This is a genomic window from Psychromonas ossibalaenae ATCC BAA-1528 (assembly GCF_000381745.1).
In the GTDB taxonomy this organism is placed as follows: domain Bacteria; phylum Pseudomonadota; class Gammaproteobacteria; order Enterobacterales; family Psychromonadaceae; genus Psychromonas; species Psychromonas ossibalaenae.
Genome location: NZ_KB906998.1, coordinates 35,116 through 56,495, shown reverse-complemented (window position 1 = coordinate 56,495; position 21,380 = coordinate 35,116). Strand labels below are relative to the sequence as shown.

The 21,380-nt window shown below is 42.7% G+C and carries 16 protein-coding genes; 9 read left to right on the top strand and 7 right to left on the bottom strand.

Annotated features, from left to right (window positions below):
- On the top strand, window positions 1–288 hold a 288-nt coding region (locus G327_RS26585; RefSeq protein WP_019615245.1), incomplete at its 5' end, for an IS1595 family transposase.
- Here the strand turns inward: G327_RS26585 and G327_RS0115260 are convergent.
- Window positions 268–588 carry a hypothetical protein gene (locus G327_RS0115260; RefSeq protein WP_019615668.1) on the bottom strand — a complete coding sequence of 107 codons (321 nt, stop codon included), beginning with the start codon at window positions 586–588 and terminating at the stop codon, window positions 268–270. The two genes, G327_RS26585 and G327_RS0115260, sit on opposite strands and share 21 nt — an antisense overlap.
- A gap of 800 nt (window positions 589–1,388) precedes the next feature.
- On the opposite strand from G327_RS0115260, the gene G327_RS26895 reads away from it, so the two are divergent.
- Together G327_RS26895 and G327_RS0115250 are read left to right on the top strand one after the other, a co-directional pair.
- On the top strand, window positions 1,389–1,550 hold the full coding sequence (locus G327_RS26895) for a hypothetical protein (RefSeq protein ID WP_019615667.1): 162 nt from the start codon (window positions 1,389–1,391) through the stop codon (window positions 1,548–1,550).
- Between the two features lie 4 nt (window positions 1,551–1,554).
- Window positions 1,555–2,661 carry a hypothetical protein gene (locus tag G327_RS0115250; protein ID WP_019615666.1) on the top strand — a complete coding sequence of 369 codons (1,107 nt, stop codon included), beginning with the start codon at window positions 1,555–1,557 and terminating at the stop codon, window positions 2,659–2,661.
- Window positions 2,662–2,801: 140 nt separating this feature from the next.
- Here the strand turns inward: G327_RS0115250 and G327_RS0115245 are convergent, their stop codons facing one another.
- Complete coding sequence (locus tag G327_RS0115245) at window positions 2,802–6,974, bottom strand: hypothetical protein (protein WP_019615665.1); 4,173 nt, start codon at window positions 6,972–6,974, stop codon at window positions 2,802–2,804.
- 290 nt (window positions 6,975–7,264) lie between these two features.
- On the opposite strand from G327_RS0115245, the gene yjjG reads away from it, so the two are divergent.
- The 3 genes from yjjG (at window position 7,265) to G327_RS0115230 (ending at window position 9,515) form a co-directional block, all read left to right on the top strand.
- On the top strand, window positions 7,265–7,948 hold the full coding sequence (yjjG, locus tag G327_RS0115240) for a pyrimidine 5'-nucleotidase (RefSeq protein ID WP_019615664.1): 684 nt from the start codon (window positions 7,265–7,267) through the stop codon (window positions 7,946–7,948).
- A gap of 224 nt (window positions 7,949–8,172) precedes the next feature.
- Window positions 8,173–9,144, top strand: a complete 972-nt coding sequence (locus G327_RS0115235) for a M23 family metallopeptidase (RefSeq protein WP_019615663.1) — start codon at window positions 8,173–8,175, stop codon at window positions 9,142–9,144.
- On the top strand, window positions 9,048–9,515 hold the full coding sequence (locus tag G327_RS0115230) for a bactofilin family protein (protein WP_051090320.1): 468 nt from the start codon (window positions 9,048–9,050) through the stop codon (window positions 9,513–9,515). The genes G327_RS0115235 and G327_RS0115230 overlap by 97 nt, the downstream gene beginning before the upstream one ends.
- Before the next feature lie 81 nt (window positions 9,516–9,596).
- Here G327_RS0115230 and G327_RS0115225 read toward each other — a convergent pair whose 3' ends face one another.
- Together G327_RS0115225 and G327_RS0115220 are read right to left on the bottom strand one after the other, a co-directional pair.
- Complete coding sequence (locus G327_RS0115225) at window positions 9,597–10,361, bottom strand: substrate-binding periplasmic protein (RefSeq protein ID WP_026339381.1); 765 nt, start codon at window positions 10,359–10,361, stop codon at window positions 9,597–9,599.
- A 53-nt stretch (window positions 10,362–10,414) separates the two neighbouring features.
- On the bottom strand, window positions 10,415–12,241 hold the full coding sequence (locus G327_RS0115220; RefSeq protein ID WP_019615660.1) for a NosD domain-containing protein: 1,827 nt from the start codon (window positions 12,239–12,241) through the stop codon (window positions 10,415–10,417).
- Between the two features lie 273 nt (window positions 12,242–12,514).
- On the opposite strand from G327_RS0115220, the gene G327_RS0115215 reads away from it, so the two are divergent.
- Together G327_RS0115215 and G327_RS0115210 are read left to right on the top strand one after the other, a co-directional pair.
- The gene (locus G327_RS0115215) at window positions 12,515–13,660 is read left to right on the top strand and encodes an ABC transporter substrate-binding protein (protein ID WP_019615659.1); all 1,146 of its coding nucleotides are present in this window, start codon (window positions 12,515–12,517) and stop codon (window positions 13,658–13,660) included.
- Window positions 13,661–14,061: 401 nt separating this feature from the next.
- Complete coding sequence (locus G327_RS0115210) at window positions 14,062–15,678, top strand: methyl-accepting chemotaxis protein (RefSeq protein ID WP_019615658.1); 1,617 nt, start codon at window positions 14,062–14,064, stop codon at window positions 15,676–15,678.
- A gap of 69 nt (window positions 15,679–15,747) precedes the next feature.
- On the opposite strand, the gene G327_RS0115205 is transcribed toward G327_RS0115210, so the two are convergent.
- Window positions 15,748–16,254: a DUF3087 domain-containing protein gene (locus G327_RS0115205; RefSeq protein ID WP_019615657.1), complete on the bottom strand. Its 507-nt coding sequence runs from the start codon at window positions 16,252–16,254 to the stop codon at window positions 15,748–15,750.
- A gap of 738 nt (window positions 16,255–16,992) precedes the next feature.
- Between G327_RS0115205 and brnQ the strand changes: the two genes are divergently transcribed.
- Entirely contained in the window at window positions 16,993–18,306 is a 1,314-nt protein-coding gene (gene brnQ / locus G327_RS0115195; protein WP_019615655.1) for a branched-chain amino acid transport system II carrier protein, read from the top strand.
- Between the two features lie 201 nt (window positions 18,307–18,507).
- On the opposite strand, the gene nhaC is transcribed toward brnQ, so the two are convergent.
- Window positions 18,508–19,989 carry a Na+/H+ antiporter NhaC gene (gene nhaC, locus G327_RS0115190; protein ID WP_019615654.1) on the bottom strand — a complete coding sequence of 494 codons (1,482 nt, stop codon included), beginning with the start codon at window positions 19,987–19,989 and terminating at the stop codon, window positions 18,508–18,510.
- A 33-nt stretch (window positions 19,990–20,022) separates the two neighbouring features.
- Window positions 20,023–21,306, bottom strand: coding sequence for a Gfo/Idh/MocA family protein (locus tag G327_RS0115185; protein ID WP_019615653.1), 1,284 nt, complete (start codon window positions 21,304–21,306; stop codon window positions 20,023–20,025).
- Window positions 21,307–21,380: the final 74 nt, after the last annotated feature.

The following is a 21,380-nucleotide window of genomic DNA, read 5'->3' as shown; positions in this document are numbered from 1 at the left end:
CACATAGCAGAAAGTTCGGTATTATGCAGTGATGGTGCTTGGGCATATGTCAGTGTTGCAAAAAACACAAATTGCGATCACAAACGATTGATAAGTGGTAAAAAAAGAGTGATAGATAAAATTTATCATATCCAAACAGTTAATGGAGCAATAGCTCATTTCAAAGGTTGGGTGGATGTAAAAATGCGAGGTGTTGCGACAAAGTATTTGCCACATTATCTTGCTTGGTTTAGAGAAAGTAACTCAAACTTTGATTATCAGCGAATTTTACAATCCGCATACGGGTAACAACACATAAATGGAACAGAGCCTTAAATTTACAATCAATGTATCGTCTGAAGGATCATTGTCGTACTCGGACAAAATCGTACCGTTATCCGCAGCGAAGCCTTTGGCTGAATTAAAATACAGCCAATCTAGAATAACTTTTTCTCTTTTCAAATCAATAGACTGTATTATTTCATCCAATATGATTTTATCTCTTCGGCGCTTTTTAGTTGCAGCCAGGTAAATAATATATACACCCGTAATGAACCAGAAAAACGGAAAAAAAACAGATATTGCTATTAGAGTTATTATTGTTAACATTTATAGGCTCCTCTATATGCAGTTAATATACGACCATGTATTTGACAGCATACTTACGAACAAACAAAAAAACATCAATCTTACCTGATTGTAGCAAATAAACATAAAGCCAACGCGCATTTATCACCTCTAAATGATTGTAAAAATATGTAAGAAGCAGCTAATACGCAGTTAAAATATCTTAAATAGCAGACATTAACACCTTATAGTCTTAAATCAGAAGATTAGCTAAAAACACTATGGCAGGTCAGTTCTTTCAATACAGCCTCAGCCCCTATAATTTAATTAATAAAAATATTAAGCTCTACAGAATTTTCGTTTTTCAATATTCCGAAATACTGCTTAAGTATTTCTATACTTGCCGTCCGCCTGCTGCTTTTCCCTGACCGGTGCATTTCATAACGATTCACAAAGCCTTATTCCCGCTGTTGTGAACGGTGGAGCATATTGTTCGGATAACCGCAGACTATGGCGCTTTAAAGGTTTTCGAATAGGTGCGTACGCTTAATTCTGGATCACATTTCCACCAGCCTGGTTGAAAATGCAGCCCCGAGACTAAATGAGCATATGCAGCTAACTGCACAAATTCCGGCGAATGCAGAGTATTACGCTGACAGTTGACGGTCGGCTACTCACATACAGGTATTATTTCGGGTATTTATTCCGTGTCTACACATCCTCGGTTAATTATCTGTTTCCCTTTTTATAAAAACTTTTATTTCATGATCTCATTAGACACACTCACTAAGTGATAGAGATGATCATGCAAGGACCGGGATTTAAAACACCAGACAGCCGTCATGGTCGGCGATGAAAGCCTGATCGGCGACGATCTAGATCCGCTGCGCACTACCGCCGAACTGTCCTTTGAATTAAGCGGCATCAGTAAAGCGCCGCCGGGAAGAATGTACAGTGAAATAATCGATATCATTTTTGAAAGAAATCACCAAATACAAGAGTAAAAAAATGGTTACAGTACGCATAATTTTAACTTTTATGTCGACTGCTTTCTTAAGCCTCTACAGTATTCAGACTATTGCAATCGTGTCGTACGGTGGGATAAATCTTACTCTAGCCAATGGAGATAGTTACGCAATTGGCGGAAGCGCTAGAGGGGCGGCCTGCACTACAGGAACAGCTTCGGCAGCCGCAAGGGTTATGACGCCTAGTGGTCCTGGAGGAGAAATTACTGCAGATAAAAATTTAAGAACCTTTTCTTTAGGTGGTCAGCCCGCTGAGGTGACCTTGATTAGTGACAAGGGTCATACGCTTGATATGAGAATATGGCCGCTGGGTTTTTATAAAGCTTATGTTACTGCCGCTAAGGAACCCCATAAAGGCGCAATAGCCTATAAAATATCCGGCGATACAGCATGTAAAGAAGAAATAAATGAGAAAGGCAGCTCATATGCACGAAAGCGACTCGGATCAACTGCTTCTATGGCTGTTCGCTATGTTTCGGGAAGCAAGAAATACGAAAGTACATATTTCGCATTTGAAGTACTAGACCCGCTTAAAGTAAGAGGCGGCACTTATTCCCTAACAGGTTATATTTTTGACCCTTCGGTGCTGGCAATTAGCACAGCTGGATCAGGGAAACAGGGAGAACCGGGAACTCCGGTTACACCGGTTGGACCAGTCATACCAGTTATAACTCTAGAAATACCGCAGTATTTTTATCTGGACTTTCCTTACAGCGCCATTGCCCTGCAGGCCGATCCAAAAGATGATGATCTAATGATCGGCAGGCTGCCTTTTGTTGTTGATACCAATGACCCCTACAGCATGACTTTACAATGCGGTCAGTCCGGTGCCAGTGCAGCTGGTAACTGTAATTTCGGTCATCCGGAGCTGGAGCTGCACAGCAAAGTCAACTTTATACAGACCGGGATAAGTCTGGATTTAAAACACCAGACAGCCGTCATGGTCGGCGATGAAAGCTTAATCGGCGACGATCTGGATCCGCTGCGCAGTACCGCTGAACTGGCCTTTGAATTAAGCGGTATCAATAAAGCGCCGCCGGGAAGAATATACAGCGAAACAATCAATATCGTCTTTGAAAGTAATTATTAATGACAAACGGGTATAACTAAAGACTATGATTTTTCAATCCTTTTCCTAATAAAACCTGAGGACGCAGGCGCGTATAAACACAAAAAATCCTGCATAAGCAGGATTTTTACTAAGCCTTTATTTACATCGCTAAGCACTATTTAAGCGTCTTTAATATTCTCTTCAGACTCGGCTTGCTGTTTTGTTCCGCCCTCTACTTTTTTAGGTTTAGCAATCCAGGCTCCGTTATATGAATAAGCAGCAAACCACCATTTACTCCAGCTGATTAAGCGGGTTGCTACCCATAAAGACCAGGCCAGCATCACCACCCGATAAAACCACATCGGCAGGCTGAACACAGTGACAAGCGGCAGCCGGCCGTCTGCGGCTGTATCCTGAAAGAACTTAAAATAATGACCGTAACTGCCGTTACCTGTGACCTGCATTTCCGGTGTTGACAGCAGACCTATCGGAATCGATACAAGCAGAGAGATAACACAAATAACGGTTAAGCTCAGTAGACTCAGCTGCAGAAAATTAAACTGCCAGCGCTTCATTGAAGCAGGCTTAACAAACTGGCTGCGCAGTGCCGTTACAAAAAAGAACAGTGCGGTTATCAGCACACCGTAGCTGTTAACCGTTGAAAAGCCGAGACCTAATAAAATCCAGCCGAATGTACTTATCGGCATGTTCAACTGCAGTTTCCGGGCGATAACCGGCAGGACCAGCGCGCCGATTAAGATAACAAAGAGCACTCCCCAATATAACATCGAAGCTCCAAGGGACGGACCGTTCAAATAAATTAACCAGCGGTCGCGGGTAAGGTGGTATTCGATATTAATATTAACGGTTTTACCCGGCAGTTTTACAGCAGCACTGCTGTTACTCCAGCTCAGTTCAGCACGCCTTTCAAATTCCAGCTCAATCTGCTGTTCGCCGGGGTGCAGCTGTACAACCGCGCGGCTGCCGCTGTTAATACTCATTTTCCGTCCGTCGTGCAGCAGCGAATTAATTTTAGCCCCTTCAGCTAGGGCAATTTCATAAGCCGTACCCTGACTGGCTCTGACTTTTAGTTTGAGAGTTGATTTTTGTACATTTTTACCGGACTGCTGCACTAACGCCGCCTTTTCAGTGGTAAATATTTCACCGGGCACACCATCAGGACGTTTTACATGGATATCAAGGGATTCGCCCGGCCATGGTTTCCAGGTCGGCTGCAGCTGACCGCTGTTAAGATCCGATTTTAGCGGTTTAATACCGGCAAATTTTACGTGCCAGATAGAGGAAGGTATTAATGTCCAGGTTTCTGAGTAGGCAGGGTTATCCGCTGCTGTAAGACGAATACTTTCACTCGGCTGCAGTGCCGACAGCCAGCTGATAGTACGCTGGTTTTTCGGGATCTGTACATTAACGGTGCCGTTTTCATTAACCGGATAAGCAGACAACAGCTGTTCGCCCTTTAACAAGGCAATATTAAATGAGGCGGCATCAACTGTCGGCGCCAGCTTTTCTACGCGGGTCAACATGCGCCACTCTTTACCAAGGGTTATGCGGCGGTGCACAACAGCATACGGCTTCACCGGCAGCGGCGCCAGCGTATTGCTGTCCTGGCGGGCAAGCACCTCTTTTGAGGTGAGGCCGATACTGTTATTAACCACCACGCCGTTGCGGACACCGTCAATTAACCAGGACGGCGCATTAACCCTGAAGTTATGAATATTGTGCGGCAGGTTAATGGATATCTGTTCATTTTTCACCGCTCCCGAGATAGTGAACGAATGATGCCCTTGAGCAATAAACGCCGTCAGCACACCTTTAGACTTTCTCAGCACTGTCGGCTTATTATCAAGCAGGATTTTTTCCGCCCGCCAGGTTTCTCCCCCAGTGGGCAGGGGCATGGCAATATCGGCATCGGCAGAAATAGCAAAGCTAATACTTAACTGATTATCCTTTACCAGCAGCAGACCATTATCTAACGATACACAAAACGGCAGGCAAGGCGGCGACTTTAACAGACGGGTTTCATATTCATTAAGCAGATATTCAGGTGGATAGCCGTTTTCTTCCGGAAGCCGATCCGCCGCATCCGCACTCTGCGCTGCAACAAGCATAAGCCCACTTATTAACGGAAGCATAACGCTAAGTACTGCAGGTTCTGAACGACGGGGCTGATTATCAAGCGGTGCTTCGCCGCTGTCAGGAGCGTTTTGATCCGGTTTGTCTTTTTTAAACTGTGCAGCCCTTAAAAGGCGGCGCAGCACAACAGCCCCGGTAAAACCAATCAGCACAACATTAATAATCCGCCACAGCGCAGTCAGTAACGGAGAAGAAAGCAGCAGATGAATCTGCTGTTCCGTTGTCACTGTGCCCGAGGAGTTAATATATAAAGCGTTCCAAGACCACGTGGGAATGCCCGGCCCGGTCTGCACGCGGTCATTATCTCCTACCTGATATAAATTTTGTTTCGCTTTGCCTCCGCTCTGTGAATAAATATCACGTTTGACTTGTTTCTCACGTCGACTGTCTTTTTTACTTCTGACAATAACCGCCTCATCCATCTCCTGCATCAGTACCTCTGCCGGAGCCGCATTCTGCTGATAAACCGGCGGGCTTACCTGATAACTGTGCATATCGTGTTTTTCCAGTGTCGGATATACCGCTAAGCGCAGCGAACTGATAGTGAAAACGATAAATGTCAGTACTAAAGCGGCCGCCGGCAGCAGTGCCATTCTGCTCAGCCACAGCTTATGCCTGCCTAGCGGTAATCCGATAATCGCGATAAAGGCCAGCAAAATAGCCCAAAGCGTATTCGGTGCCTGTTGTTCATGAAAAGTAAACACTAATGTCAGCGCCATTAACAGCGCCCCTTTCACGCCAAGCAGCTTCCTGGCCGCCGCAATTAAAATCATCAGCCAGAAGATATCCCATAAATTCCACTTCTGAATCCAGGTACCGCTAATGCCGTCAACACCGCCGGCGTGAACCGCACGCCATCCAGGAGGAAGGTGGATCACCGCCGTTAATTGTTCAACATCTGTCTGCCAGCCCACCGCATTGATATTCTTCACTGATGCAATAGAGCTGACCGCTTGTAAATTTATCTGCGGACTGCGGATTTCCACGCCCTGGCTGCCTGCAAAACGGGTAATTAATACCGGAGTATGATTAACCGACGCGCGCCCTAAACGGATACTGTCGGCTGCATCTAAACGCCAGCCCTGATGCATTTTACCACTGATATTATCTTTGACTGTGGCATCGTTTCCGTCAAAGGACAGCCAGATCTGCCGGTCAATATTAATACTGTTGTGATGTGAAGCACTGTCTCCGCGCGTTATCGTCTCAAGCAGCAGTGTGTCCCCCTCTTCCAGGCGGTAAGTCGGGTAAGATTTCCACTGCGCCGGTACATCAACCAGTGATGTATCAATGCTTTTAACCGCGTTGATTTTTACTTCCCGGATACGGGGATCGGCGATAAAAGAAAAATACTCATACTGCGGCCACTGCGCAGAAACCTTGCGGGTGGAAACAGCGGTGCGGTTATCTGTAAAACGCCCCGTCACTGTTATTGTATGTATTCCCGGCTTCACCTGCACCCGAAGCATACCGTCTTCTTCTAACCTTGCCGGTAAAGGTGAGTGTAGAGAAATTGTTCTGCTGTCTGCAATTGAAACCTGCCCTATGGTTATTTCACGGGGTTTACCACTAACGAAGAGTTTTATAATGGTAGTTAAAGAGATCGGCACTGCATCCTTTACTGCCCGGTATACCTGAATTTTCAGTGTATTTTTATCATTAAGCCGCGCTTCTTTTTGGTGCGCCGATAAAATAAGACGTCCGTTATTAATGCTGATTGGTAGATCTTTACCGCCTCTTAATACTTTCACTAAACCAATATTGTCCGGCAGCGCAATAGCCGGCGGGATTTCCTGCCATAGGAACTTGCCGCGAATAATATTACTGCCGTTTTGAAGATGCAGCCTTGGTGTTCCGTTGTGATCAACTGAAGCGGCCGGTTGTTTATTAACCGTTAAAGCGCCCGGCCAGTTACGTTTACTGCCGGGTAAGTTTACCAGTGCATCTTTGGAGAAGACCTGTACCGTCATTTCAAACAACATGCCGTCATCCACTATCCGGCCGACAAACTCTCCCGGCCAGTTACAAATTTTTTTGTTCTTCGCAGATATAAGCCAGGGACAGTCTAAATCAGGATGGCGCTCTGCCACCCACTGCTCCCACGAAGCGGCTGTCTCTGTCTGTTGTGAATAACCCGGTAAACTCAATAAACAGCCGAGCAGCGTAACCAGCATGATGATTATACGTTTAAACAACATCAGAAATTCCTTTTGGCAGTTCAGCTTAGGCTGCAGATAAAAGAATAGAACATAACCAATTGATTTTTCGTTGCCGTTTAATTTTATAATGATAAAAGTGAGCCAGCGCTACATTTAAGACACGCAGAGGTTTAAGTACTGTGGGAAAGAAGTGACAGCCATGCACAGAAGCATGCTTAATCATCTGCAAATACACCTAATTAGGGTTTAGCTGCTAACTAGCTTATTATGCAGACTTAGCAGAAATAGTACTGCATGTTTAAAGGCTTTTCAGCCGCTGGAGATAAATAATGAAATACCAATGGATCCTGTTTGATGCTGATGAAACCTTGTTTCACTTTGATGCATTTAAGGGGCTGCAGTTAATGTTTTCACGTTACGACATTGATTTTACCCGTCATGATTATGAGGAATACCAGGTTACCAACAAACCTTTGTGGGTCGACTACCAGGACGGTACAATTACCGCTAAACAGCTGCAGAATATCCGTTTTGAGGGATGGGCAGAAAAACTCAACGTAAGCACACAGGTTTTAAACAGCGCTTTTCTGGAGGCAATGGCCGATATCTGTTCACCGCTGCCCGGTGCTAAAGAACTGCTTGCCTCACTGCACGGCAAAGTCAAAATGGGCATTATTACCAATGGTTTTACCGAACTTCAGGAGATCCGTTTAAAACGCACCGGTTTCACTGAATACTTCGATTCGCTGATTATCTCCGAGCAGGTCGGCCTTGCCAAACCGCACCCGGGAATTTTTGAACATGCACTTGCCAGCATAGGACAACCGCAGAAAGATCAGGTATTGATGGTGGGTGATAATCCCCATTCAGATATATTAGGCGGTTTAAATGCCGGCCTCGATACCTGCTGGTTAAATGTGAACGGTCTGGAAAATCCGGCAGACATTAGGCCGCATTATCAGGTCAGCTCCTTACATGAGCTGCAGGCACTGCTTGAACAGCAGAGTGTTTAAACAGCAGAGTGTTTAAACAGCAGAAAGGGTGATTATAATTTAATAAAATCAACTCAATAATTAGATCCCGCAGCTGTTTTTTTAAACCTAATTCGAAAACTACTGTAAATCTGCAGGTAATACTCTACTATTGCCTGCTTGTTTAAATTTGAACAGATAAGAATACTGCTGCATTTAATCGTTACTGTGCATTATAAAGGTATGGCCCAAAACACGTTATTACTATGAAAAACAAATCCATCATTACAATATCAACTATTTACGGAACCAGAGGTTTTCATTTTGAGAAATGGCATTCTCAATTTCTAAAAATCACAGCGGCAGTTTTTTTACTGGTGATTTTAGCCGTTGCTTTTAACCTTTCCTACCTTACCCAAAAAGTTGATCAAGTCAGCGCACAGGAAGATAAACTCAAACAGCACAGCTCAACGCTGCAGTCGACCATTGAAAATTTAAATTCTGAAAACAAAGACCTTGAACAGGATCTAGAATACAGAGACTCTCTTATTAGTGACGTTTCAACACGCCTCGATGAGATTGAACAATACCTTGAAACAGACAGCTACCCGGCATCATTAAGCAGTGAAAAAGACAGCAGTTTTGATCTGCGCTTAAATATAGCCGCGGTTAATTCCGCAGTCCGTATTAGTTTGCTGGAATCAATACCTAACGGTGCACCGGTTAAAAATGCCCGCCTTTCCTCACGATTTGGTTACCGTACTCACCCGGTAACTAATAAAAAAAAGAGACATAACGGTCTCGATTTTGCGGTTAATACCGGCACGCCCGTTTATGCAACAGCCGATGGTGTTGTTGAAATTGCACGTAAAAGTAATGCAGGGTCAGGTAACTTTATACGTCTTCAGCATGGTTTCGGTTTTACCTCATCGTTTTCACATTTAAGCGCTTTTAAAGTTAAAAACGGCGACTTTGTTGAAAAAGGACAGCTGCTGGCCAAATCGGGTAACACGGGTCTATCATCGGGCCCGCATCTTCACTACGAAGTTAGATTTATCGGCAGAGCACTGGATCCGCTCTCGTTTGTAAAATGGGATAATAATAATTTTGATTCAATATTTGAAAAAGAAAAGGCGGTAAAATGGGAATTTTTGGTAAAAAAAGTGGAGCGCCAAATAAGCTCTCAGCTACAACTATTATCGCAAGTGGATGCAGAATTACTGGTACAATCCAACTAGCCTGCGATATTCAGATAGACGGCCAGGTTGAAGGCAAGATCATTTCTGAAAAAATGGTGGTGATCAGTCACGAAGGCTGCGTTAAAGGTGAAATTTATGCTGAAAAAATCGTAGTCAATGGTGTGGTTAACGGCTCATGTTATGCAAATGCGGTAGAAATTCTCGAAAAAGGTAAAATTACCGGATCGGCATTCAGCGACAATTTAAGTATTGACCGCGGCGGCCTGTTCTTTGGTGATATTCACCCGATGGAAAAAACAGCAGTGTCCAGTATCGACAAAAACAGCGGCCAGCTGGCAGCACCTGAAAAGAACAATGATCTAGCCAAGCAGCTTAAATCTGAAAGCAGTAATAAAGTGGTTAATAAATAATATAGATTACCGGACATCAATACAGCCGTAAATATTTTAAGATTTACGGCTGCGGTAGTCTGCTCTGCACCTACCCGCCAGTTACTTTTCTTTATCCTGAAGAGGAGGTCGAATCCCGTATTGTTTATAGATATGAGTAATTTCACCTGAAATTACCATATTGAGCAGACTCTTATTGAGCTGATTAAATATTCTACTGCCGGCATACTTTTTTGGCATGCCGTAATAATTTCCATTTCTCTGAATATACTTATAATTCGCATAGGCATAATCCGTTATATTATGCCTATGCAGTGCATCTTCAAGTGCTTCTCGATCAAGTACTGCCATGGTATCAAACCTGTCCCGCTGGAACATTCGCACCATATTTCCATCATCCATATGCACCTGCTTTTCAAGGCCATTATCTTGATCAAAACGCTTGAAATAAGCAGTGCCTCTTTTAACTGCTATTTTGATCCCGTAGAGATCTTGATAGTGGTTAATCAAATCCTGCCGGCCCTTTCTTACTAAAAATAAAATGTCCTTTTTCTGGTAGCCAATTGGACCAAGGTAAGTGATAAACTTTTCTCTTGCTTCGTTTCTCACCGTCCTGGGTAAAAGATCTACACTGCCGCCTTTCAGACCTTTTAAGCTTCTAATAAAAGGCGCCTTCCGCCATTTTATTTTATAACCTATTTTATCTGCGGCCTGTTCAATAATATCCTTCAAAGGTCCGGATATCTGCTCTCCTGTAACAACCATTTCCGGCGGACGATGGCGGAAATCTGCCTGCAGAATTTTCTCCTCCGCATGCACTAATGTAAGAGTAAGCAGTAAACTTAACAGCATGATTACTTTTTTCACCCTTGCCCTGCCTTATTTTCCTGCTGTCTAAAAACCGAATTATGCGGCCGTAGCTAGCGTTCAAAAGCGCCGATATCAGGTCTCAAACCGTTATAACTAAGTCCAATGCCCTCCCCGCGTTTCCAGGTAAGCGCTTTGTCCAGCGTAATCGTTTTATGCTTGTGATTAACATGAATGATCACCGCAGTTGCAGTCCGCCCTTCAATCTGCACCCTATCGCCAACTTCTCCCGGAATAGCAAAACCGTCGTAAAAAGAGTTAACATCAGCAAGCTGCAGTTTACTGCCGGAGCCGGAAGCGCTGGTCACCGTGCTTAGAAAAGCGCCGCTGTCCACCATCGGACTGGCAGAGCGCAGCCTGTAGTCATTTTCATATTCATTAGTAAAAAGCGGATCTACAGCCAAATTTTCAGAGAAACTAATGGTGCCGAGACTGTTTTCAAAATCTCTGATTGTATAAGCTGAAGGATTACCCCATAGGCCCAGCACATCTTCACCTGCCCGACTGGCGATATTATTATTCATAAAACGATCCCCGCTTTTTAAACGGGAAAGCAGCAGGATCTGCTTGGCACTGGTTTCGTAACACTGCTCCTGACTGAGCCCCTGGTTATCCCATAAAATATTGTTTTTATATTGATTATCACCCATTTTGTTAATAGGTTTACCAATCGCGACAGCCGTACACCAGTTATTGTGAAAGGTATTATTATAAATACGATTGCCGTAATTATAAGTTGCCTCATCTCGATAAGCCGCCATAGCAAGTCCGGCGTTTACACGAAAGAACCGATTGCCGCGGATAATACCGTTCTGTCCGGCATACTGGATACCGTTGCCGCCGCTGGTTGAGTAATACCTTACTGAGTCTCGGAATATATTTCCTTCAATAAGGTTGTATTGTGTACTGTTCAGCACAGCCTTCCTTTGAGCAAACTTACCATTCCCATGCCAGGCTAAGGTTGATGATTCACAGTCAAATACTGAGCCGATTTTCTGATTCTTATTGCTGAAGTGATTATTACGAATGACGTTATAGCTGCCGCATTTTATATTCCAGATATCATGACCGGCCAGATCCATACGGTTGCCCTCAACCAGATTATGATTTGAATGAACCATCGCCAGAGAGTCAGTGCCCTTATAGAAGTGGTTGTTTAAAATACGGTTGTAATGACTGAAAGCAATATATAAACCACCACGTTTGCTGGCTCCCCTGCCGTCGTTCCAAATCTTCGACTCATTAAAGTTACTATTACTGATAATGTTATAATGCGAGTTTAATAACCGTCCGAAGCCAATTGAACCGCGTACGTCGATTTCATTCACCAGTACGTAGGATACCTGATCCAGCCAGATTGCCCCGTATTCCTCAGCGCCGTCCCAGGAATCGACATCGACTAAAGTCACCACCTCTCCAGGGTAAGCAGAATAACCAAGGTAAGCATCCACCGTTCCGGAAGTACTGATATGAAGGGCTTCTTTGTAATCGCCCCCGCGGATCAAAAAGTTTACACCGGGAGCTGCTGCTGTACCGGCGGCGGCTATACTAAAAAAGGCTCTGTCACTGCCGTCGCCGCACGTTCGGCTGGAAGCATTGTAATCGGCACATGACTGTTTCAATCTGCCGTCAATATATAAGGTAGAAGTAAAACCAAAAGATTCTGGTATCAGAGCCGGTATAACGATCGGACCAGATACAGGCCCGGAAAATGTTTCAAATTCTGCATCAACTTCAGAAGCTGATTCAGCTCCAAATACGGAAGCCGTTTCCTGCGCAGCAGATGATAGGGAATGTGCCTTATCTCCTGAAGTACAGCCGGCGGTTATAAATAACAATAAAAAAATCGGGCTAATTAACTTAATCATATTTATATACATTGTAACCATCCTTATAGGATTTACAGTTAACAAGCAGTCCTGATACACCGAACAGCTTAATAAACATTATTGCCGTAACCTGTAATTATATCAGCCATTCCAGCATTAACCTGTTTAGCCGCAAAAGAAGTCCGTTTATTTTATAGGCGTGAAAGAGAAAATCTAGCGGCTATATGAAGACGCTGTTACATAACTTCTCCTATACTTATCTTCTGCACATGCTTGTTTGAATCAGATTAGGTACAATTTGAGATAAAAAACAGGGGATGTTTTATGAAAAAACTCTTGCTGCTGATCTGCCTGCTGATGACCAGCGGTGCTTATCAGGATGAGGCACTACACTGGAAGCTAGTTGAGTATCGGGCTAAAGGTCAAATTGTTTATATGCATGCCTGGGGGGGAAGTGAAAAGATAAATAAATATTTACACTGGGTAAACACACGCCTGCTGGAGGAATACGGCGTGACCTTAAAACATGTCAAAATTAATGATACAGCGGATCTGATCCAGCCTTTCATCGATCAAAAAAAGGCTGGAAGAAACAGCAATGGAGAGGTAGATATTGTCTGGCTTAACGGCGAAAACTTCAAAAAAATGAAACTGCACGGACTGCTTTCTAAACCTTTCTCGACAAGGCTTCCTAACTGGGTACTGGTCAACAAATCACTGCCCGTCGACAAAGATTTTTCCGAACTGACACTTGGATTAGAAGTTCCCTGGGGCATAGGCCAGCTGCTTTTTATCTACGATACAAACCGGACAACTACCCCGCCGAACAGTTTTTCGGAACTGCTCAGCTACGCAAAACTCTCTCCGAACAAATTAACCTACCCGAAACCGCCCTCCTTTATCGGCAGCAGTTTCCTTAAAGCAGCCCTGCTTGAATTAAGTGCAGATAAGAAGCCGCTCTATCAGATGGTTGATGCAGAGACTTTTCAGCAGATTAGCTCCCCTTTATGGACCTATTTAGATAAATTTCATGATGTTGCCTGGCAGCAGGGTAAAGAATTCCCGACCGGCAGTGCGCAGATGATTAAGTTACTAAATGAAGGTGTATTAGATCTTGCACTGACCTTTAACCCCAATGAAGTGATCAGCGCACAAGCTAACGGTTCATTGACGGATTCAACAGAAATTTATGCATTTAAAAACGGTGCATTAACCCAGGCTCATTTCCTAGCAATTCCATGGAATGCCAACGCTGAAGCCGGTGCTTTAGTTGCGATTAATTTTATGCTCAGCCCGGAAGCTCAATCAGTAAAGGGTGAATTTTCAGTATGGGGAGATCCGACTATTCTAGCACCGCAGTATGTAACCGGCAGTGCAAAAAAAACCAAACTGTTTAAACCTCTCGAAGAACCGCACTCAAGCTGGCAACGTGCGCTCAACAATGAATGGCGACTAAGGTACGGTGATTAAAAAAACATCAAACGAACGGAGCTAGATCACATTTTTTGCACTGCGTACACAACAACTGCAATCTGAACCTAAAACAACGGTAAGTAACACATATACAAAGCAATAAGCTGCATAAAAACAGCAAAAAAAAATTTAACGTTGTATTTTTTAAATATAAAAAATGACAGCAGAAAAAATAGGCGCTTTGTATTTCAGTTGAATAGATCAACACCTTTACGTATAACTAATTGATCTGTTTTGATATTTAAAAAGATGCCTGTAAACAGGTAATGCTATCAGCGTAATTAAAGTTTTATTCCTGACAATTAAGTATAACAATTAACTCATTGGCATATTAAGTCTGCTTACAGTAGAGTGCGGGAGTTATACATAATCTGCACTAAAAATATAAAGGAATATATATGTCATTTACCATCAAACAAAAAGTTTATTTTTTTGTTTTTTTCTCATTAGTTTCCATATTGATTATCGGTTATCGAGGGCTCTCATTAATTAATGATGAACTCTACCAGGACAGAAAAATACAGTTAAAAGTACAGGTTGAAACTGTTGAAGGTTTACTCAAATCATTTCAGAAAAAAGTCAGCAGCGGTGAGTTAACTCTCAGTCAGGCGCAGCAGAAATTCTACCAAACAGCACCTGAGCTGCAGTACAGCGGCAGCGGTTACTTTTTTGCTTTCACTACGGATATGACTCTGCAGGCAACCTTAAAAGGTAAACGAACCGGTGTTAATGTCGCTGCAGTTAAAGATGCTGACGGACGTTTTCTTTACCGGGATATTTTAAGCAGTACTCAAAATTCAGAGGGGCGAGGTTATGTCGAATACAAGTTTCAACGTGTCAGCGGCGGTGCCTCAGAAGACAAATTATCCTACGCTCTTATCTACAAACCCTGGAATCTGGTCATTGGAACAGGTATTTATATCAGTGATATTCAGGAAAAATTATTTGAAAATATCATTACCATGGGCATTATGATCCTGATTAGTTTAGGCGGGCTGTTAAGCATCGCTTATTATACTATCGGCGCTGTTATCAAACCCATAGAAAGCATTCAGAAAGTGATGCTTAAGGCAGGAAACGGCGACATGACCCAGCGCTTAGATATTTTAAAGAATGACGAACTGGGCGCATTAAGCAAATCCATAAACTCAATGCTTAACGAGTTTCATAATTTAGTTAAAAATTTAGTCGGTTCATCGCAAAACCTGGCATCTGCCTCCGACAGTCTGTCAGTTATTGCCGGACAGACTAATCAGGGTGTCAGCCGCCAGACGGAAGAAATCCAAACGGTGGTCAGTGCCATTGAACAAATGTCCTTAACCGTTAAAGAGGTAGAAGGCAATACTGTAAATGCTTCCAATACCACAGCCGAAGCCAGTGATATGATCCACAATGCCAGCCGCATGGTAGCAGACACCATGACCTTAATTTCGAATACTTCACAAAAAATAGACCACGCAGGCGAAGTGGTTGATGAACTTAAACAGGGCTCGGCAGAAATAGCGGAAGTGTTAAATGTTATCACCGGCATTTCCGATCAGACCAATTTACTCGCCTTAAATGCGGCCATAGAAGCAGCCCGTGCCGGTGAGGCAGGCCGTGGATTTGCCGTTGTTGCCGATGAAGTAAGGAGTCTGGCACACAGTACGCAGAACTCAACAGTTGAAATTCAGAAAATAATAGAAAAATTACAGGCTTTATCACAAACCGCATCAGAGAGTATGTCCGCAGGTAAAGAAGCCACCAGACATACAATTGATGCAGCGACACAAACCGATCAGAACCTGCAGTTAGTGGTCAAACATGTCGCACATATAAATGATATGACCGGACAGATAGCATCAGCGACCACGGAGCAGGCTGCGGTATCTGAGGAGGTAGCACGCGCTATGGTCAGTATCAGTGATATTTCCATCGAAACAGGAGAGGCCAGTGAGCAGACCCGCAGTGAAAGTATGAATGTAAAATCACTGTCACAAGGAATGAATGACAGCGTAGCAAGATTCATGATTTAAAGGCCAGGATCAGCGCACTGCGTATTTTATTTAAAATACGCAGTGCGCTGCCCTTCATAGCGGCAAATATTAAAACCCGTTTAACATATCACTGTGATAAGCGTTCACATCGAGCGTTAAATCATAACGCACTGCTAAAGCTTCCAGCGCTTCCTGCTGCCGCACTAAGCTGTTCATATTGAGTGTATTATCATCCAGAAGCCACAGTTGTCGTGAGCCGGCATAGCTAAAATGAATCGCGGTCATGGCATCTGAACAGCCGTTTTCTGCGCCGACTTTAAGTTTCGTCATCTTACGTGATATTTGATTCAAAACCTGTTTCAGTTCCCACACATAAGTCACTTCCGTCATAAAAACATGAGTTTTAAATTTCACTAATAACAACAGCAGTGATAAAGCGCAGCTGATTACCCCGATTAAATTCCAGTGAAAATGCGTGCCGCTTTCTGATGGAAAAAACATAATCAGAATTTGTGCTGCAACGAGACTGCCGATAGTTAAAAAAACGATACAGAAAAGAATTACAATATTTAAATGACGGCGATACTTTTGTTTATTTATCTCTTTTAACTGCATAATTACCTCTTGTTTAAATACGGGCAGTGTAAAAGTTTTACACTTGAATACCAAGATATTCATGTCCCTAAATACATAATTGAAAAATAAAAATAACGCATGATTATGCCCCAACGGGCAGATTAACTGCTAAACAGCGGCTGTTTAACAGTCTCAGTAAAACCTAAAAAAACGCATCTAACTTAGACTATTAGTCAAATTAAAGCTCAATTCATCAAATATTGGACAATAAAATGCCGGATTTGTCCTGCTAAACAGCAATAAACTATCACAACAATTATTGGCTAATACAAACAATCGATAATTTGCTTTGAATCAAGATAAATACTTCTTTATCCCACTAGAGTGCACTTGTTAATATAAACCACCTGAGCTTTCTAAAGGATTTGGCTGCTTGGGTGGACATAATCAAACAACTTAAATATACAGATCGAAGATAAATGAAGATGTTAAAACAGACCTGCAAAACGTGTTTCTCTGCGTTACCCGGCCTTAATGGATAATGACTAATTATTCACTTTTCAATTCATGCTTACCGGCTTATAAAAAGTTAAAACTTCTCAACAGGTCGACTCCTGTATCTGAAAGTGGTTTGAAATATATTTTTTCCAGGGATGAACTCAGCAGTTAAAGGTTCAAGACATTTTATGGTTTTCCACTGTGTCTTTGAAAAACTAAAAACAGCGTTAACTCCGGCAGCAGAGGCCGCCGCAGTAACAAAAACAGGAACACATTTAGATGAATAAAAAACTATCCTCATTTGACCTACTTGCGTTAGGTTTTATGAACTTTGCATTCTTTTTAGGTGCCGGTAACATTATTTTTCCACCTCTCGCGGGCGCAATGGCCGGTGATCACTATATATTGGCGATGTTAGGCTTTCTTATCACCGCAGTAGGTTTGCCGCTGTTAACTCTGATTGCTGTCGCCAAAGCCGGCGGCGGTTTAACCACCATGGCAAAATACCTGCCGGGTAATTTAGCAACAATACTGGCATTAGCTGTTTTCATCATAATAGGACCAAGCTTTGCCACGCCTAGAACCGCATTAGTTGCTTTTGAAATCGGTATTAAACCTTTTCTGTCAGCACCAGGTACGGCTAGTTTAGCAGTGTTCTCGGTACTGTTTTTTGCGGTTGTCTGTGCCCTGTCCTTATCAACCGGAAAACTGCTTGATATGGTAGGTAAAGTGATTACTCCCCTGCTTATTATTCTATTAGTCGTTTTGTCAGTTTCTGTTTTCCTTAACCCGTTATCTGAAATCGGCCCTTCCACTGCAGATTATGTAGAGACACCTTTTATTAAAGGTTTCCTAGAAGGTTATAACACCATGGATACGCTTGCCTCGTTAGTCTTCGGCATGCTGATCATCAATGTTATCAAAGCCAAAGGTATCAGTGATAAGCGGGCGCAGTATAAATACTTATCAATTTCCGGTTTAATTGCAGCCTGCGGTTTAGCCTTTGTCTACATTTCACTATTCTACTTAGGCGCAACAAGTCAGGAAATAGCCCCAAACCTCAGCAACGGCGGCGAAATCATCGCTATCTATGTTGAAGCACTGTTCGGCATGCCGGGTCAGGTATTACTGTCACTAGTGGTAGCATTAGCATGCTTAACCACTGCTGTCGGCCTGGTAAGCGCTATGTCGGATTTCCTGCATAAACTAAGACCCGACTGGAACCGCAGCCTGCTGGTTATTCTTAACTGTGCGTTATGCGCACTGGTAACCAATGTTGGTTTAAGTGCACTGATCAGCCTTTCTGTACCGGTTTTATATACGGTTTATCCGATAGCAATTGCATTAGTCGCACTGACTTTAAGCAAAAACTTCCTGGCTAACAAAACCTTGTCTTTTCGTTTTGTATTAGCCGTTGCTTTCCTGTTCGGCCTGCTGGACGGTATTAAAGCTGCAGGTGTGAATATGAGCGCCTTTGATTTTCTGCCTCTATATGAAGTAGGCATGGCGTCAGCATTACCGATTGCAGCCGCATTGGTAATTGCACTCGTTGTTTTCAAAGAAAAGCAGCAGAGCGTAACTCAGACGGTTTAATACCTGGCCTTAGTTAACTATAAAAAAGGCGCACTATCTGAAATAGCGCGCCTTTTATTTAATTATTTGTTGTAAAATTTTCTGTTTACCTAAAACTGACAATACTGACAATACAAATGGTTATGGAAACTATCAATATCCAGTTTAAAATATACCTCAAATCCATCGAGGCAGAGAAGTTAAACTATTTTCAACTAGAAATTAAGCAGTTACAAGTGACTCGCCTTTATTCGAATGTGCCTTTAAGGCTACCAGCTCTTCTACATCATGAGCGCGTAACTTACATACTCCCATATCATGCAGTTTTGCCCACATTAAAGAAAAGAAAACACCTGTAACGCAAAATAATGCCCAAGGAGCGTATTCTAAAACAGAAACTCCAAGGGTGGCCGACATAAATATACCCGATACCGTCCACGGCATAAGAGGCTCGGTAATAATTATCGAGTCTTCCATCGTTCTAGACAAGTTTACGGGAGCCAGCTTTTGATCATCAAAAACTTTACCGAACATGTCACCAACGATTAAAGCAGATACACCTCCGTGTGAAGTGCTTGATACTAATACAGCACCAGACACCATTGTGGCACTGATTAAACCAAAAACTGTTTCAACTTTAGCAACCATGGTTCGCATGATTTTTTTTAATGATCCTGAAACTTCCAAGCCAGCTGCAATCGTAAATGCACACAGAATAATAATAACCGCGTTAATTAACGAATAAAGTCCACCACGATTAAGCAACTTCACTGATGCATCACTTATCGACTCGGGATCAACACCTGCTGAATGGATCATTGAAACATTGAAACCATGTAAAACTGAATCCATAACTTGCTGAATTGTAAAATCTTGAATAATTAAAGCCTGAATAGATGCAATAACAGAAGCTCCCATCATCAGCAATACCGCAGGTTTTTGAAAGTATGATCCAACAAGAATAAACAAAACGGGTAAAAGCAAACTGAAGTTAAGATTAAAAATACTTTCCATGTCAGCCAGTAAAGAAGCTGTTTGAGCACTTACCTCATCAGTTGCTGCTCCGGAGGAAAAACCAAGAAATGTAAAAACGACAATCGCAATCATAGCGGATGGCACTGAGGTATAAGTCATATTTTTAATATGTTTAAAAATATCTGCTTTAGCGGCTACTGCAGTGATATTACAAGAGTCTGAAAGTGGAGACATCTTATCACCAAAATAAGCCCCAGAGATAACTGCACCAGCAGTAATAGGAAGAGAAATATCCTGCGCAGCGGCAACCCCCATAAGTGCAACACCTATCGTACTCGCCGAGCCCCAGGATGTACCTGTGCAGACGGAAACCATGCTCGTTACCACAAAAGCCGATACAAAAAGAAATTGCGGGCTAATAAGAGTAATACCAAGTTTAATCATCATAGGGATCGTACCGGAAATCATCCACGCACCAATCATAAATCCTACGACTTGTAAGATCAAAATAGCAGGAAGAGCTTGAGCAAATTTATCACCCATTGCCTTTTGTATCTCCTTCCAGCCATAACCCAAGTATACCGCTAGGCCACAAGAGACCACAGCAGATGCCATCATTAATAGCTCTAACGGAAGCCCCGCAAAACCACCAACAAAAAAGAAACCTAACATAGCGACAACAGGTAATAGAGCCTGACTAAGACTAGGGCTCCGCTTAATTGAATTCATTATTATATCTCCACCAGTTTATTTAACATTCACTCACTTCAGCATAAGATCTATTTTCACAACTTCTTTATTCAAACGAGCAGACTCTGCCGCAAAAACCATTAAATGGCTTTCTAAGCTAGCGTTAGCACCTGAAACAATCTCGTTTTCATCATCATTCCGAATAGCATCAATAAATGAACGCATGATTTCATAATCCCCACCGCCATGCAGGGTCATAGCGCTGTCAGGATCACTTGCTTCGATGTCATAACTCGTCGTTTTATCAGTAAGGAATTCATACGCTTTAATACTTGATGTATCTCCCTCAAGCATACCTTTAGTACCAAAAATACGCGTTTTCCGTTCTGCATAATCTGTAAAGGCAGTCATAGTAAAAGAGACTGTTTTCCCCCCCTCAAAGTCCATATTGACAACTTGGTTATCAACTACATCATTGTCACAGTCATAAACACAGCGACCATAATCCCCTTCGAGCAAGGCTTTCTCTAATGACTCCCGTGTAGGGTTTGGAGTAATAACTTCCAGAAATCCTTTATGCACACCAGAGGGTAAAGTGCAGTTCGCATCAAATGAATCTAGATAAATTTTCTTGGCGGAATATGCACAAGTATTTTTGAAAGTACAGTCTAAGCACCGAGATGATGCGCCAATAGGCTGGTATTGCTTTTTAAAATGGGAAAGGTGACCAAAAGAACTGACGTAATTACACTTTGTGTCCATTATATAACTGATCCAGTCCAGATCATGACAAGCTTTGGCTAATAACATGAAGGTTGATTGGTCTTGATTTCGCCAGTTACCACGTACAAAGGAGTGGGCCTGATGCCAATATGCAACCGGTTCTAGATGCTGCATACTTATCACATCTCCAATAATTCCAGAGTTGAGTAACTCTTTTAGCTTTTGTGTATAACGCGTATAACGTAATACATGACAAACAGAGAGTTGTATTTCATTATCTAAGGTAGCCTTAACGATAGTTCGGCAGCCTTCTTCGGTTGGAGCCATTGGTTTTTCTAATAAAATATGATATTTCAAATCTGCAAATGCAACAGCGGGCTCTACATGCATGTGATCTTGAGTTGAGATAATGACGGCATCAGCTATTTTGTCCTGCACCGCAACATCTTGCCAAGATTCAAAAACCATTTCATCTTGCAGGTTATGGATTTTAGCTAAATTATCTCGATAGGTTTTTCTAGGCTCTGCAACTGCGACTACTTTTGCTTTATCAGGGTTTTCTAAAGCATACTGCGCATAAATTGAACCACGAGAACCGGCTCCTATTATCGCTAATGTAACTACTTTCGACATTTTTATTACTCCAACATTTCTATTTTATATTGCGGATATCATCACCAACAAAAAACTGGAAATAGAAAATGAAC

Bases quoted from the DNA above. Each gene is read 5' to 3' on its own strand.
- G327_RS0115235 (WP_019615663.1), top strand. From the start codon at position 8,173: ATGAAAAACAAATCCATCATTACAATATCAACTATTTACGGAACCAGA.
- G327_RS0115220 (WP_019615660.1), bottom strand. From the start codon at position 12,241: ATGTATATAAATATGATTAAGTTAATTAGCCCGATTTTTTTATTGTTA.
- G327_RS0115185 (WP_019615653.1), bottom strand. From the start codon at position 21,306: ATGTCGAAAGTAGTTACATTAGCGATAATAGGAGCCGGTTCTCGTGGT.
- G327_RS0115205 (WP_019615657.1), bottom strand. From the start codon at position 16,254: ATGCAGTTAAAAGAGATAAATAAACAAAAGTATCGCCGTCATTTAAAT.
- nhaC (WP_019615654.1), bottom strand. From the start codon at position 19,989: ATGAATTCAATTAAGCGGAGCCCTAGTCTTAGTCAGGCTCTATTACCT.
- yjjG (WP_019615664.1), top strand. From the start codon at position 7,265: ATGAAATACCAATGGATCCTGTTTGATGCTGATGAAACCTTGTTTCAC.
- G327_RS26895 (WP_019615667.1), top strand. From the start codon at position 1,389: ATGGTCGGCGATGAAAGCCTGATCGGCGACGATCTAGATCCGCTGCGC.
- G327_RS0115215 (WP_019615659.1), top strand. From the start codon at position 12,515: ATGAAAAAACTCTTGCTGCTGATCTGCCTGCTGATGACCAGCGGTGCT.
- G327_RS0115245 (WP_019615665.1), bottom strand. From the start codon at position 6,974: ATGTTGTTTAAACGTATAATCATCATGCTGGTTACGCTGCTCGGCTGT.
- G327_RS0115210 (WP_019615658.1), top strand. From the start codon at position 14,062: ATGTCATTTACCATCAAACAAAAAGTTTATTTTTTTGTTTTTTTCTCA.
- G327_RS0115250 (WP_019615666.1), top strand. From the start codon at position 1,555: ATGGTTACAGTACGCATAATTTTAACTTTTATGTCGACTGCTTTCTTA.
- G327_RS0115230 (WP_051090320.1), top strand. From the start codon at position 9,048: ATGGGAATTTTTGGTAAAAAAAGTGGAGCGCCAAATAAGCTCTCAGCT.
- G327_RS0115260 (WP_019615668.1), bottom strand. From the start codon at position 588: ATGTTAACAATAATAACTCTAATAGCAATATCTGTTTTTTTTCCGTTT.
- brnQ (WP_019615655.1), top strand. From the start codon at position 16,993: ATGAATAAAAAACTATCCTCATTTGACCTACTTGCGTTAGGTTTTATG.